Source organism: Enterobacter cloacae complex sp. P6RS, assembly GCF_014982245.1.
Classification (GTDB): domain Bacteria; phylum Pseudomonadota; class Gammaproteobacteria; order Enterobacterales; family Enterobacteriaceae; genus Enterobacter; species Enterobacter bugandensis.
The window spans coordinates 208904-222918 of the sequence record NZ_JADCLB010000004.1 but is presented as its reverse complement, the minus strand read 5'-3'; the positions used below and the strand labels follow the sequence as shown (position 1 = coordinate 222918).

The following is a 14015-nucleotide window of genomic DNA, read 5'->3' as shown; positions in this document are numbered from 1 at the left end:
GCATTCTCAGGTGCACAAAAAGGCAATTGCACTAAAGGAGTGCATGGCTTGCGGCTTAAGTGGGCGTTAACAGGTCATGCTTTATAGGTAATTTCTTTACGAAAGTATTTGGAATCAATGAATTATAAAATCTCACAAAAAGTGCGGTTTAAGTGAAATGTGCGATCTCCATCAAGTTTAACAACTAAAGATAAATTGTTTACCGCCGAAAAAACAATAAACCACAAAATTAACATTCGAATAACCTGCAAGGAATGCCCGTCATGTCTTCACCTTCCTGTGTTACCCAGAATAATTATCCTCTGGACGATGACACCACCTTAATGTCGACCACCGACGTCCACAGCTATATGACCCATGCAAACGACACCTTTGTGCAGGTGAGTGGCTATCAGCTTGATGAGCTGATGGGCCAGCCGCACAATCTGGTGCGCCATCCCGACATGCCAAAAGCGGCGTTTGCCGATATGTGGTACACCCTGCAGCAGGGTGAGCCGTGGAGTGGCATTGTCAAAAACCGACGTAAGAATGGCGATCATTACTGGGTGCGCGCGAATGCGGTACCGATGGTGCGGAATGGGCAGGTGACGGGGTATATGTCGATCCGCACCAAAGCCACGGAGGAAGAGATCGCTGCCGTAGAGCCGCTCTACCGGGCGCTGAATAACGGGAGCTGTAAAAAACGCATCCAAAAAGGACTGGTGGTGCGTAAGGGCTGGTTGGGTAAACTTCCTTCCATGCCGCTACGCTGGCGCGTACGCAGCGTGATGGCGGCGCTCTTTGCCGCGCTTGCCGCTACCCTGGTGACCACCTCCGCAGGCTGGGTGCCGCTCGCAGCGGCCGCCGTAATAACGCTGCTGGGAACGCTGCTGTTTGAGCAGCAAATTGTCCGCCCGATCGAAAACGTCGCGCATCAGGCGCTGAAGGTGGCGACCGGCGAGCGCAACAGCGTGCAGCATCTGAACCGCAGCGACGAGCTGGGGCTGACCCTGCGCGCGGTAGGACAGCTGGGGCTGATGTGCCGCTGGCTCATCAATGACGTCTCAAGCCAGGTGATGAGCGTCCGTGACGGCAGCGACAGGCTGGCGCAGGGGAACGAAGCGCTGAACGATCGTACGCGTCAGACCGTGGCGAACGTGCAGCAGACCGTCGCAACGATGAACCAGATGGCCGCTTCCGTTCAGAGCAACTCAGAAACCGCCGCCGAAGTGGACAAACTCTCCGTCGCCGCGAGCAGCGCGGCGACGAAAGGCGGCAACGCGATGCAGACCGTGGTGAAAACGATGGATGACATCGCCGATAGCACGCAGCGCATCGGCTCGATTACCTCCCTGATTAACGACATCGCTTTCCAGACCAATATCCTGGCGCTGAATGCGGCCGTTGAAGCGGCAAGAGCCGGCGAGCAGGGGAAAGGCTTTGCCGTGGTCGCGGGGGAAGTTCGCCACCTTGCCAGCCGCAGCGCGAATGCGGCTAACGATATCCGCAAGCTGATTGATGCCAGCGCCTGCAGGGTACAGTCCGGCTCGGAGCAGGTGCACGCCGCAGGCCGCACGATGGATGACATTGTCGAGCAGGTGAAAAACGTCACGCAGCTCATCGCGCAGATCAGCCACTCGACGTCCGAACAGGCGACCGGGTTGTCAGAGCTAACCCGCGCGGTGGCGGAACTGGACAGCATTACGCAAAAAAATGCCGACCTGGTCGAGGAGAGCGCGCACATCTCTGCCATGGTGAAACACCGCGCCGGGCGTCTTAAGGATGCGGTGACGGTGCTCCATTGAGCCAGTAATGTTCCGGAAAAGTCGTTTATACCGTAAGGAATAAACGGCTTTTTTATTTGTGGTTGTGACTATTAATGTTTTTTATTGTTAATGAGATATTAAATAACTAAAGAAAGTGCCTCAGTTATTTATCCCTGCCTAAGTCAGTTTTCCCCGATGCTATTTTGCAAAACCCTGTTCTGGTGGTCTGGTAACGATCGATGGGGCGGAATTAATAGCCTCTACCTATCCATTGTGATGGTTATGAAATAAAAAAACGATCAAAGTCATAAAGTTAGCGGATTCGTTACCGATAACAGCGATCGTCTGAGAAATAATCACATCGATGGAGAAAATATGTTCTTACATGACGTAAAGATCGGCACGAAATTATTTCTGGCGTTTGGATTCTTTATTGTCCTGATGGTGATCAGCGCCAGTATGTCCTTACTGAGCCTGAACCGGGCTAACAACGGGATGCAATCCATCATTACCCATGATTATCCCACCACGGTAAAAGCGAACCAGTTAATCGACAACTTCCAGGAATTTATTAGCACTCAGCAGCTCATGCTGCTGGATGAACAGGGAACGTACACGGCACAGTCGCAGCAGCATCTTAAAGAGATCAGCGAGCATATCACGGTGATTTTGGGCGAGCTGAATACGGTGTTGCAGGACCCGAAATCGCAGCAGGTCCTTGCCGAGATCCGCGACGTTCGTCAGCAGTATCTGGACTCGCGCTATCGCATTTTGCAGGCGGTGCAGAATAATGACCGTGCGGGTGCTATCCAGGAGATGATGACCCATACCCTCACCGTGCAGCAGGCCTATAAAGCTAAAGTGCAGGAGCTGATTGCGATTCAGAACCATGAGATGCAGAGCGCGGGGGCGCAGGTGGAAGGAGACTTCAGGTCTAGCCGACTGCTGCTGATCCTGATCACCCTCTTTAGCGTCGCCGCTGGCAGCCTGATTGGCTGGTTTATCGTGCGCGCTATTACCCGCCCACTCGGCGAGGCGGTGAATTTTGCCAATGCCATTTCAGAGGGCGACCTGACGGGCAGCATCACGCCGCACGGCAAAGACGAAACGGGCCTATTGCTGCACGCGCTGATGGAGATGAAAAACCGCCTGCTGGATATTGTGCAGCAGGTGCAAACGGGCTCGGAGAATATCTCCAGCGCAGCCGCGCAGATTGTCGCTGGTAACCAGGACCTTGCCGCGCGCACCGAGGAGCAGGCAAGTTCCGTTGAGCAGACCGCCGCCTCGATGGAGCAGATCACCGCGACGGTGAAAAACACCGCCTCGCACACCGGGGAAGCGACTAATCTCTCGGCAGATGCCGCCACGGTGGTCAAAAACAACGGGGAGATGATGAAGCAGGTGACCAGCAAAATGCGCCTGATTAACGAGACGTCGAACCGGATGTCCGACATTATCGACCTGATCGACGCTATTGCGTTCCAGACCAACATTCTGGCGCTCAACGCAGCGGTGGAGGCCGCCCGTGCCGGTGAACATGGTCGCGGCTTCGCGGTCGTGGCGGGGGAAGTGCGCCAGCTTGCCCAGAAGAGCGCGTCGTCTGCCAGTGAAATTCGCGAGCTGATCGAGAGCTCCACCAGCCAGACCCAGGATGGGATGAATTTGGTGGAAAAAGCGAGCGCGTTGATCAACGGCATGGTCGGCAACGTGGAGGAGATGGACACGATCCTGCGCGAGATCCGCCAGGCCAGCCACGAGCAGACGGAGGGGATCTCGCAGATCAACAGCGCGATTGGCCTGATTGATGCCACCACCCAGCAGAACTCTGCGCTGGTCGAGGAGTCCGTCGCGGCGGCGGCATCCCTTAACGAGCAGGCGATGCACTTGAAAGAGCTGGTACGCGTATTCCGAGTGAGCGAGCACGCGCCGGCTTAATCCAGCTGGGAGATCTCCAGCGCCGCGCGGTCGATTATGCCGATAATCTGCTTGAGCTGCGCGTCGCTGAGCTCTCCCTGATTTACCTTCAGGTCTAACACCGCTTTAAAATTATCCAGCGCCCGCTTCATCTGCGGGTTTTTGCGCAGCTCAAAGCCGACGCTGCGCGCCTTAATACGCACCTGGATCTGTTCCAGCTGTTCCCGGTTTTCGTCCAGCCAGCGTTGTCCTTCAGCGGTAATCGCAATCTTCTTACGACCGCTCTCTTCTTCCGTAATGGTGATAAGGGTTTGATCCTGCAGATAATCCAGCGTCGGGTAGATCACACCGGGGCTCGGCGTGTAGTTCCCCTGGGTCAGATTCTCGATCTCTTTGATCAGCTCATAGCCGTGGCTGGCGCTGCGGGTCAGGATATCCAGAATCACCAGTCGCAGGTCACCGTGGCCGAAAAAGCGCGGTCGGCGTCCACCGCCGTCGTGTTCATGTCGCATGTTATGTCTCTTAATTTGATATATCTAAACTATATCTAAGATATATTCAGATGCAATCTAAAAAATCTTGCTTTTTTACTGATTAGTAATCATTATCATTTGAAAATCAATTCCGATATATCGTATTCACCAGAGAAGAGGCTAAAAATGGCATCTACCCGTTACCCACAGCGCGTGCGTAATGACCTGCGCTTTCGCGAGCTGACGGTGCGCCGCGTTGAGCGCATTAGCGCAGGCTTTCAGCGCATTGTTTTAGGCGGCGAGGCGCTGGAGGGCTTTAGCTCCCGCGGCTTCGACGACCACACCAAAGTCTTTTTCCCTGCACCTGGCACCACGTTTGTCCCGCCGAAGGTCACCGATGAAGGCATCGACTGGGGCGACGGCGTACGTCCACAGGCGCGCGACTATACGCCGCTGTACGATGAGGCAAATCATGAGCTGGCGCTCGATTTCTTCATTCATGACGGCGGGATTGCCAGCGGCTGGGCAGTCGAGGCGAAGGTGGGCGACAGGTTGACGATCGGCGGCCCGCGCGGTTCGCTGGTAGTGCCGGAGGATTACGCCTGGCAGCTGTACGTGTGCGACGAGTCCGGCATGCCGGCGCTGCGTCGACGTTTAGAGAGCATTGCTAAACTGCCGGTTTGTCCGGAGATTCACGCGGTGGTGACCGTAGGTGACGAATCTTATAAGGACTATCTGGCGCACCTGAGTGATTTCAACATCACCTGGGTGGTGGGCCACAGCGAGCATGCGGTGGCTGACCGTCTGGCGGCGCTGGCCGTGCCGGCGGAGGATTACTTTATCTGGCTGACCGGAGAAGGGAAGGTGGTAAAAAGCCTGAGCCGCCAGTTTGAAACCAACGCAATTGACCAGCATCTGGTGCGTACCAGCGCATACTGGCACGCTAAATAATCAGGCTGCCGAATCCATCTGCGCTTCGTTAACCTGGTGTTCGAGCGAGGCGCATACCTCTTTTAGCGCTTTCTCCTGCTGAGCAAAGTACGCTTCCATATTGCTCAGCGACGAGACCAGCAGCCAGGACTCCTCTTTTTCCAGCTCCGCCAGCTCGTTCACTAAGGTGTCGATTTGCTCGCGGACCTGCGCCATTTTTTTGCGGATACGCTCCAGATCGTTCAGCCTGTCGCTCGCCATCAATGGCTCGAACCCCTGCTGCAGGCGGGCCACCAGCGAGCGAATGGTTTTGACGTCGCCGCGCTGTTTGGCCTGGTTGAGCTGCACCATCATCGCGTTGGCTTCCTCTTTCAGATCGTCTGCGACTAAATCCGGATGGCAGAGCTTGCTCGCCTGCCGCCAGAGGCGCTTGAGTTCGTTCTGATCTTCTTCCGAGAGATGCTTGCCCTTGCGCAGCCGCACTTCGGCATCGTGATGCTGTTCGCGATACTTCTCGTACTCTTCGTTGGCCTCGTCGCGCGCCTGACGCGCTGGCTCCTCTTCGCGCGTTAAGCCGCTTTCCAGTTCGAGCGCTTCGGCCAGCAGGTTGGCAATCAGATTGCTTTGCTGCTCCAGATGCTTACGCGCCTGAGCGGCCTGGACGGAGTCAGCCGGGAGATCGCGCCAGCGTTGGGTAAGCGTCGCCAGCACCTCCACCGCCTGCGCCATATAGCGCTGACAGCGGCGGTAATCCTCCTCGCGACGACGTGCCTCTGCCTGCTGACGACGCAGGTTCAGCTCCGCCAGCGTTTTACGCAGGGCGAGGATCTGCTGCATCAGCGGTCCGAGTCGGGAGAAATAGAGATCGTTGAACTCATCAAGCTGCTGCACGCGCGCGTTGCGGCGGTCAATCAGATCGCGCAGACGCTCTTCCAGCGCTTTCAGCTCCAGCTTGCTGGCGGCTACTTGTGGGTCACGCCACTGGGTCACGGCGCGTTGGCCCTGCAGCCAGGCGGTTATGGCCGCCATGGCCGAGGTATAGTTCTTTTCCTCAAGCGCCACGACGATTGCCTGTAGCTCATCGTCAAACGCTTCATTTTTCAGGCGTGTCAGCTGGCTCTGGATGATGTCGTCATCTTCCAGTTCAATGGCATTTTTAATGATTTCTAGCCGTTTGATCGGTGTGCTCATGATGCCTTTCGCTTTGGCGCTTAAGTATTTGAGTTAAGGGTAGTTGTTGTAAAAGCTACAGGAAATAATACACACGGATGATGATCGGCGCGATGGGGGATTTCTTTAGATTTGCAGTTTGTGAGGTATGAGATATGAGCAGGAAAGCGAATACGCAAAATGGCTTCGTTTTCACTGTTTCCTGCTCTGTCCCTTAGATAACCTCGCTGTAGATCCCCACCACGCGACCCACCGTTTTTATCTCAGTGATACCGCACTCAAACGGAACTTTACCGCCCGCTACGTGGAGTTTTTTGCCCGGTAACAGCGTTAAGTCGCGGATGCTGGCGGTGCCTTCAATCTCGACCAGCCAAAGGCCGTCGGTTAACGACGCCTCTTTTTCGATAAAGTGAAGCTTTCCCTCCGCCCGAACAGCGATGCCGCGAGCCAGCGGTTTGCTAAAGAAACTGGTATCGATGCTCAAAATGGTATTTTCTTCCAGCTTACCATCACTAAGTGTGAATGCCGAAACTGAAACCGGATCGCCCGATGCGGGGTTACCTTCAAACTGCGCACCTTGCCCGGTCATCAGCCAGCGCAGGCTGGCACCGGTGTCCAGCGCGCACTGAACCGCGAAGTCGTAAGAGATGGTACCGCGCGCATAGCGGTTCTGAAGCGAGCTGGCGGCGATATTAAAGTGCCGGGCCAGCTGGATTTTCTGCGTGAAACCATATACCTGACAGATTCTATCGAGTAACTCTTCATTATTCACTTGAGAATCCAGCATCAAAATATATTCCTTTGGGTGTTTACTAATACTCATTTGGGTATTAATATCATTGCAAATTCGAGCAATCAGCGGCAGAAGTTGGCAAACAGAGGCTAATGATTGCAGACATTATCAAAATGGGAATTTTGCAGCATGGTTTGTGAAATCGCAATCATCAAACGGCGGAAAATGCCGTGCTATGAGCGTTTTCAGCACATTAGCGTGCGTGAATTTATGCGAGGGGAGATATGGCGATAGAAGCTGCCCATGCAAGGGTTCCACTTAGCGTGGGAGCACGTCTTAACGGGCTTAACCACGTCGCTGAACTGCGCGCCCGATACGGGAGCGATAGCGGAAAAGAGCTGGCACGGTTTATGGCCGAGCTGCGCGATAAGCGCGATCCCTGTTTTGAGGAGAACAGCAGGGCGCTGGCCGCCATCTTTTACCTGGCGAGATTACCCGTAGCCCGTCATGAGTGCGATATCAGCGAGCTGACGACCGAAGAGAAACGGGCGCTAATTAACGCCATGAATCATTTTCGTGCCGTTGTGAGTTTATTTCCTGAACGGCTGACGATGCCGATTTAACCCAACCAAAAAACTAATGGCGTAAACCCGCCGGGCAGCCTATTGCCTGAAATTAAGGAGAACGCGTGATGCGAAACAGTGAAAACCGCCCATATCCGATCGGAAGTGAAGAACTGAAACGCCTGCTGATGGAGGCTAAAACAGAGGAACGATGCGCGCGAGCCCTCGCGGTCTCCCTGCGCCTGGAGGCGCTGGCGAGCCATATCTGCAAAACCGGCATGAGCGGAGAGGGCGTTGCCGAACTGCTGTGCCACGAGGCAGCCCGCTACGAGCGTGAATCACAGGAGCTGCACTGATGGCCGATTTTATCGATCTTGCGCAGGCGCGCGAGCAGGAAGACAGAGAGCGCCACATTAACAGTGCCCGCAGGCGACCCGCATTGCCTTCGCGTTTTCTGTGCGAGGACTGCGATGCGCCGATACCTGAGGCGCGTCGAAAGGCGGTACCTGGAGTGGCCTTGTGCATCACATGCCAGGAGATCGCGGAGATGAAAAATAAACACGTCCGGGGAGGATGAGTTGGCGACGTCATTTGCTTATCCGTGGAACGCTCCACGGTCGGCCATTGCCAGCCCTTACCTCACGCACACCCAACAGCAGCGTCGCGATCGCCTCTTCGCGGCGCTGCAGCAGGCAAGAATTGCCCTCTCACAGCAGCCTGACTGCGTGCGCTTCGAGGTCTGGCGCACGATTGACGCCCTCGAGCAGCATCAGGGCAGCCTGAAGGCTAATGCTTTCTCGATCCGCTTCTGCAAAAGGATATTGCCCCGCCTGCGTCTGGTCTCTGAACGCTATGCCTGCAAGGGCCTGCACAATACGGTCTCCAGGGCCGTGTTTAATGACCATTTCGACACCCAGATTCTGCAATACCTCGCTTCGAGGATGGTTGAGCTGGTTACGCGCTATAACCGTCTTCCGGATATGTCCCGCGCGGACATCGACCTGCTGGCCGCAGATATCGCCAGCTTTATTCGCGGCGAGCTGGCGAATATTAACGATGCTGAGATGGGCGAATACCGGACGCTTTACGTCTGGTACCAGCGCGCCGGACTGATCGCCCGGCAGTTCAACGTTTCGCCTCCCCACTGGGAACGGGTGTCAAAGACGTTTTTCAACAAAGATGACGTTGCCTCGGCGGTGATCCGCATGTTTTCCGAGGTGTGGTGGCGCGGGCGCCTGCGCCGTATCGCGGCGGCCTGGCGCGAGCATTTGCAGATTGCCCTCGGCAACGTCAGCAAAAAGAGAACGGCGTATGCGAGCAGGCGCTGCGTGACCGAGTGGCGCGAGCAGAAGCGCCGCACCCGCGAATTTCTCAAGGGCATGGAGCTTGAAGATGAAGAGGGCAACCGCATCAGCCTGATTGAAAAATACGATACCTCGGTGTCTAACCCGGCGATACGCCGCTGTGAACTGATGACCCGCATCCGCGGTTTTGAAAATATCTGTGAGGCGCTGGGCTACGTGGGCGAGTTCTATACCTTAACCGCGCCCGCGCAGTATCACGCGACCGTGAAGTCGGGCTACCCCAACGCTAAGTGGAACGGAGCCAGCCCGGCGGATACGCAAGGCTACTTTACCCGTCTCTGGGCACGTATCCGGGCAAAACTCCACCGGGACGGGCGACGTATTTTTGGTATCCGCGTTGCGGAACCCCATCACGACAGTACGCCCCACTGGCACATGCTGATGTTTATGCTGCCGGAAGATGTTGACTGCGTTCGCCAGATTATCGGGGATTACGCGCGGCAGGAGGATGCTGTTGAGCTGCAGAGCGAAAGTGCCATAAGAGCGCGCTTTCACGCGGAAGCGATCGATCCTAAGAAAGGCAGTGCTACCGGTTACATAGCCAAATACATCTCAAAGAATATCGACGGCTATGCGCTCGATGGCGAGACCGATAACGAAAGCGGCGGACTTCTGAAGGAGACGGCGTCCGCCGTTTCGGCCTGGGCGGGACGCTGGCACATTCGTCAGTTTCAGTTCATCGGCGGCGCGCCGGTAACGGTCTACCGCGAGCTGCGACGTATGGCGGATACTGAGGCCGCGCGCGGCTTGAGCGTTGAGTTTGCCGCCGTCCATGATGCCGCCGACGCCGGTGACTGGGCGGGTTACGTTACTGCGCAGGGAGGGCCGTTTGTCCGTCGCGATGATTTACAGGTGCGCACGCTGTATGGACCGCGCGCCGGGTTTAACCAGTACGGCGAGGAAACGGTCCGTATTCGTGGCGTGTACGACTCCGCCGTCGGCGCGGGCAGCCCGATTGTCACCCGGCTCACCCAGTGGAAAATTGTGCCGAAGAGGGCCTCGGAAATTAAGAATGCGCCTGAGCCCTCTCGGAGTTCTGTCAATAACTGTACGCAGGACGATCTGTCTCAGCCCCTAAGCCGGCGTGCGAGACGGGCATTAACCGAACGCATCAAATTCATCCGCCCCGGCGCTACGTCGCCCATCGTTTTCGCGAGCGACCCGCAGAACGGGGTACCAGAGAAGGTGATTGACGAGATACGGCTCGCCACCGGGATAGCCATCAGCCGGGGCGAGGCCCTGCATCTTATGGCCGGAGGCGTTAGCCGTTTTAACGACAAATGGTGCAGGGGCGCAGCTGACGGAACGCTATTTCCTGCAGCGTGTTCTTATCAGGAAAAGGCGCGGAAAATCCTTGAACGTATTGGGTATTTAACGGATCTGTTAACCAGTCGAGTACGCTAATCTTTATCGATATCATGTACATACCGTTAAATGTTCTGATTTTTCGCTTCACTCTTTTTATGAATACATGCTACTGTATGTTTATACAGTATCTCGTGGTGGAGGTTGTGTGGACAGAGAGTTGAACGAGCAGGTCATGATTGAACGAGTCGAGATGATTGCTCGGCTGACGACAGAAGGAACGTGTCAGGAAAGAGATCGTGAGATTGCCCTGAATTTGATTGCTGAGATTGCGCGGGGAAATTTAATCAAGAACAACGCCTTTACCGTTGTTTTCTCGGCATCGCCTGTTCCGGAACGAATCAAAAAAGAGAGTAACGTTCGGGTGAACATTACTCTCGATAAAGATCGGCTGGCTGGCCAGTCCGTCGCCGAAGCCTTTCAGTGCGAACTGACCCGCAGAATAGGGTCCCTGTTTCCGTCAACGAGGGTGACCGTGAGAGTAGGCTCGGTGACGGGGGTAGAGCTCCAGGGGCTTGAAAAAGAGGCCGATCGCGAGGCGCTGGACACTATTCTCCGGGAAGTCTGGGAAGACGAGAGCTGGCGCTAAACCCGGTTTTGTTACCCGGACCGAACACCCTCATTAGATTTTTACGTTCCCATTGAACCGCGCTTCGCTTCCCTCGGATGGTTTGTTGTGTCCGCGAGCGTCCATCCGTCAGCGATAGCGAAAAGCCTGCTGGCCCGGGAAACTCTTCAGTACCTGGAAACCGGATGTTGGGAGCGACTGATGAAGATCTATGCAATGCAGGGGGACACGCTTGATGCCGTTTGCGCCCGCTTTTATGGGCGCACGGCTGGCGTCGTTGAAGCCGTTCTGAAGGCCAACTCTGGTCTCGCGGAGTTAGGGGTTATCTTGCCTCACGGAACGCCGGTAGAGATACCGGAGGTGGATAGCGCCCCCACAAAAGAATCCGTAAACCTATGGGACTGAGCCTGGAGAAAATCACCACGTTTATCGCCTACTGGCTGGCCGTGGCGCTGGCCTGGTTCGGGGCGATGTCTCCTGACAAAGTCGCGCTGTACGTGGGAAGTCTTTGCGCCATTTTTACCGCGCTGACGAATTACTGGTTTAAGCGAAAAACCTGGCGCTATCTCAAATCTCTTGGCCTCGATAAGAAGAGCATTCGTGAACTCAATCATTAAGCGTTGCAGCGTCGCCGGCGTGCTGGCCCTGGCGGTGCTGATGCCTGATTTTCGGTTACTGAAAACCTCCCCGGATGGGCTGGCGTTGATTGCCGATCTCGAAGGATGCCGCCTCTCGCCCTACCGGTGTAGCGCCGGCGTATGGACGTCAGGCATTGGCCACACGGCAAACGTTGTGCCCACGCGGGATATTACCGAACGCGAGGCCGCGGCAAACCTGGTCGCTGATGTGCTCAACGTGGAGCGGCGGCTGGCGGCGTGCGCGCCGGTGGAGATGCCGCCTCGGGTCTACGACGCGCTGGTGAGCTTCACGTTTAATGTCGGCGCAGGCGCTGCCTGCCGTTCGACGCTGGTGTCCTTTATCAAGCGTAAACAGTGGTCGCAGGCGTGCGAGCAGCTTACCCGCTGGGTGTACGTCAACGGCGTTAAAAATACCGGGCTCGAAAATCGCCGTGTCCGCGAGAAGGCATGGTGCACGAAGGGGTTGCCATGAGAGCCCTCATGCTGGCGCTGGCCGGGCTGCTGGCCATCACGCTGTGGCTCCGTCATGACAACCTGACCCTGTCCCGTTCTTTAGCTACGGCTAACCGGGTCGCCAGCGAGCAAAAAAATGCCCTCGCCACGCTTAACCATCAGCTGTCCCTGTCGCAACGGATTGCCCGATCAAACGAAAACGCCCAGGTCAGGCTCCGTGAGGCGCTTGTCACTGCGGGTGAGGAGAGCGCGAAACGGGAAGCGACTATCGGGAGATTACTTAATGAAAATGAAGTGTTACGCCGCTGGTATAACGCTCGGCTGCCTGATGCTGTCCGCAGGTTGCACACCCGCACCGCCTGCGCCTCCGCAGCCCATTGTTTACCACGCCTGCCCGAAGGTGAGCCTCTGCCCGATGCCGGGCAGCGAACCCGCCACTAACGGCGATCTCAGCGCGGATATTCGCAGGCTTGAGTATGCCCTTATCGCCTGCGCGCTGCAGGTTGAAACCATTAAAAACTGTCAGGATAAATTCGATGCACAAACTCAAGAGCCTGCGCCAGGCATTAATTGACGCGATCCCCCAACTGAACGCTAGCCCGGAACGCCTGCAGATGTCGGTCGGAAGCGGGCATATTGACGCCCGCCTGGCCTCCTCGCTCTCCTTTGAAAAACACTATCAACTGAATGCAAAGGTCAGCGGTTTCACCGGCGACAGCGAGGGATTGTTCGTTCCCGTGCTGGCTTGGCTTCGGGAAAACCAGCCGGACATTTTTACCCTTGATGAAGGCCGTAAAAACGGATGTTCCTTCACGATCGTCTTAAACGATGACGATACGATGGATATCAGCATCAGTTTGCAATTAACCGAGCGCATGCTTGTTGCCCAGGATCAGAGCGCTCTGTACGCGACGTATTCCCCGGAGCCGCCGCTGCCGGAGCCCGTCACACGTCCGACGTCGTTGTACATCAACGGTGAGCTGGTCAGCCAGTGGGAGGCGTAAGTTCCCCCGCGCCGAGAGCTCGCTGTCTGTACAGCGTGTTGTTTCATCCCGCATAAAACCCCGTCTCGTTGCTGCCGTTCTCTCTGAACGGCATTCTCTTCTCATGAATACATTAACTTCCATGAACGGTATCGCTCGCGCGATCCGCAATCTGATTCGTATCGGTGTTGTGACCGAGGTTGACCTCAACAGAGGGCTTTGTCGTGTCCAGACCGGCGGGATGAAAACTACCTGGCTGAACTGGCTAACCTGTCGTGCGGGACGTTCGCGCGTCTGGTGGGCGCCTTCCGAGGGCGAGCAGGTGCTGCTGCTGGCCATCGGAGGCGAGCTTGATACCGCCTTTGTGCTGCCCGGCATTTTCTCTGACGACCATCCGGCGCCGTCCGGGTCGCCCGATGCCTTCCACGTCTCGTTTCCTGACGGCGCGGTGATTGAGTACGAACCCGGTCGCGGGGCGCTGACGGTTGCAGGCATTAAAACGGCCGATATTACCGCCTCTGAATCGCTCACCGCCACCGTGCCGGAGGTGCGGGTGACGTCAACTTCCCGCATCACGCTGGATACGCCTGAAGTGGTGTGTACCAACAAGTTAATTACCGCCTCTCTTGAAGTGCAGCAGGGCGGTGTGATGGCCGGAAATATTGAGCATTCCGGCGGTAAATTCACCTCCAACGGGGTGCAGGTGGACAACCACGCGCACGGCAGCGTGCAAAGCGGCGGAAGCTGGACTAAGGGGACACAATGACGGTGCGATACAGGGGAATGAACAGGCAGACCGGGCTGAGTATTTCAGAGGCTGAACACATCCGGCAGAGCGTGCGCGACATTCTGGTCACGCCGATTGGCTCGCGGGTTATGCGCCGGGACTACGGCTCGCTGCTGGCGGCGATGATCGACAGGCCGCAGAACCCGGCGCTGCGCCTGCAAATCATGTCCGCTTGCTATTCCGCCATCCAGAAATGGGAGCCGCGGATAAGCCTGACGGCCATCACTTTCGAGCGTTCGGAGAACGACGGGACGCTGTATGTTGATATCACCGGCACGCGCCCGACCTCCGGACAATCCTTTTCTATCACCATTTCACTGAGTTAAACG

19 protein-coding genes are annotated in these 14015 nt (G+C 56.3%); 16 read left to right on the top strand and 3 right to left on the bottom strand.

The annotated features are described in order from the left end of the window. Window positions 1-263: 263 nt before the first annotated feature. Together INF73_RS03385 and INF73_RS03380 are read left to right on the top strand one after the other, a co-directional pair. A complete protein-coding gene (locus INF73_RS03385) occupies window positions 264-1784 on the top strand; it encodes a PAS domain-containing methyl-accepting chemotaxis protein (protein ID WP_193541004.1) in 1521 nt (506 codons plus the stop codon). Between the two features lie 336 nt (window positions 1785-2120). Further along, entirely contained in the window at window positions 2121-3680 is a 1560-nt protein-coding gene (locus INF73_RS03380; protein ID WP_028014479.1) for a methyl-accepting chemotaxis protein, read from the top strand. On the opposite strand, the gene INF73_RS03375 is transcribed toward INF73_RS03380, so the two are convergent. Next, a complete protein-coding gene (locus tag INF73_RS03375; protein WP_193541002.1) occupies window positions 3677-4171 on the bottom strand; it encodes a PadR family transcriptional regulator in 495 nt (164 codons plus the stop codon). The genes INF73_RS03380 and INF73_RS03375 overlap by 4 nt on opposite strands. A 147-nt stretch (window positions 4172-4318) precedes the next feature. Here INF73_RS03375 and INF73_RS03370 point away from each other — a divergent pair, with 147 nt between their 5' ends. Continuing rightward, window positions 4319-5083: a siderophore-interacting protein gene (locus INF73_RS03370; RefSeq protein WP_193541000.1), complete on the top strand. Its 765-nt coding sequence runs from the start codon at window positions 4319-4321 to the stop codon at window positions 5081-5083. Here the strand turns inward: INF73_RS03370 and INF73_RS03365 are convergent, their stop codons facing one another. Both INF73_RS03365 and INF73_RS03360 read right to left on the bottom strand, forming a co-directional pair. Next, window positions 5084-6253, bottom strand: a complete 1170-nt coding sequence (locus INF73_RS03365) for a DNA repair protein (RefSeq protein WP_041908017.1) — start codon at window positions 6251-6253, stop codon at window positions 5084-5086. Window positions 6254-6446: 193 nt separating this feature from the next. Beyond that, window positions 6447-7022 (bottom strand): phage repressor protein CI, encoded by a 576-nt coding sequence (locus INF73_RS03360; RefSeq protein ID WP_193540998.1) that lies wholly within the window; start codon window positions 7020-7022, stop codon window positions 6447-6449. Window positions 7023-7249: 227 nt separating this feature from the next. Between INF73_RS03360 and INF73_RS03355 the strand changes: the two genes are divergently transcribed. The 13 genes from INF73_RS03355 (at window position 7250) to INF73_RS03300 (ending at window position 14012) form a co-directional block, all read left to right on the top strand. After that, entirely contained in the window at window positions 7250-7588 is a 339-nt protein-coding gene (locus tag INF73_RS03355; protein WP_048958928.1) for a DUF5347 domain-containing protein, read from the top strand. Window positions 7589-7656: 68 nt separating this feature from the next. Next, a complete protein-coding gene (locus INF73_RS03350) occupies window positions 7657-7884 on the top strand; it encodes a DUF2732 family protein (RefSeq protein WP_193540996.1) in 228 nt (75 codons plus the stop codon). Continuing rightward, window positions 7884-8105: a TraR/DksA family transcriptional regulator gene (locus INF73_RS03345; protein ID WP_193050875.1), complete on the top strand. Its 222-nt coding sequence runs from the start codon at window positions 7884-7886 to the stop codon at window positions 8103-8105. Before INF73_RS03350 ends, INF73_RS03345 begins: the two co-directional genes overlap by 1 nt. Before the next feature lies 1 nt (window position 8106). Continuing rightward, entirely contained in the window at window positions 8107-10296 is a 2190-nt protein-coding gene (locus tag INF73_RS03340; RefSeq protein WP_193540994.1) for a replication endonuclease, read from the top strand. Between the two features lie 109 nt (window positions 10297-10405). Beyond that, window positions 10406-10846: a DinI-like family protein gene (locus INF73_RS03335; protein WP_041908026.1), complete on the top strand. Its 441-nt coding sequence runs from the start codon at window positions 10406-10408 to the stop codon at window positions 10844-10846. Between the two features lie 180 nt (window positions 10847-11026). After that, window positions 11027-11230 carry a tail protein X gene (locus tag INF73_RS03330; protein ID WP_193357149.1) on the top strand — a complete coding sequence of 68 codons (204 nt, stop codon included), beginning with the start codon at window positions 11027-11029 and terminating at the stop codon, window positions 11228-11230. Beyond that, the gene (locus INF73_RS03325; protein WP_045260131.1) at window positions 11221-11442 is read left to right on the top strand and encodes an HP1 family phage holin; all 222 of its coding nucleotides are present in this window, start codon (window positions 11221-11223) and stop codon (window positions 11440-11442) included. Before INF73_RS03330 ends, INF73_RS03325 begins: the two co-directional genes overlap by 10 nt. Continuing rightward, complete coding sequence (locus INF73_RS03320) at window positions 11426-11935, top strand: lysozyme (protein ID WP_193540992.1); 510 nt, start codon at window positions 11426-11428, stop codon at window positions 11933-11935. The genes INF73_RS03325 and INF73_RS03320 overlap by 17 nt, the downstream gene beginning before the upstream one ends. Beyond that, window positions 11932-12357 carry an Rz-like lysis system protein LysB gene (lysB, locus tag INF73_RS03315; protein WP_045260133.1) on the top strand — a complete coding sequence of 142 codons (426 nt, stop codon included), beginning with the start codon at window positions 11932-11934 and terminating at the stop codon, window positions 12355-12357. The genes INF73_RS03320 and lysB overlap by 4 nt, the downstream gene beginning before the upstream one ends. Further along, the gene (gene lysC / locus INF73_RS22020; RefSeq protein ID WP_075202980.1) at window positions 12245-12490 is read left to right on the top strand and encodes an Rz1-like lysis system protein LysC; all 246 of its coding nucleotides are present in this window, start codon (window positions 12245-12247) and stop codon (window positions 12488-12490) included. The genes lysB and lysC overlap by 113 nt, the downstream gene beginning before the upstream one ends. Continuing rightward, a complete protein-coding gene (locus INF73_RS03310; protein WP_136343798.1) occupies window positions 12453-12920 on the top strand; it encodes a phage tail protein in 468 nt (155 codons plus the stop codon). Before lysC ends, INF73_RS03310 begins: the two co-directional genes overlap by 38 nt. A gap of 103 nt (window positions 12921-13023) precedes the next feature. Beyond that, the gene (locus tag INF73_RS03305) at window positions 13024-13665 is read left to right on the top strand and encodes a phage baseplate assembly protein V (protein WP_193540990.1); all 642 of its coding nucleotides are present in this window, start codon (window positions 13024-13026) and stop codon (window positions 13663-13665) included. Beyond that, window positions 13662-14012 (top strand): GPW/gp25 family protein, encoded by a 351-nt coding sequence (locus INF73_RS03300; RefSeq protein WP_045260135.1) that lies wholly within the window; start codon window positions 13662-13664, stop codon window positions 14010-14012. The genes INF73_RS03305 and INF73_RS03300 overlap by 4 nt, the downstream gene beginning before the upstream one ends. Window positions 14013-14015: the final 3 nt, after the last annotated feature.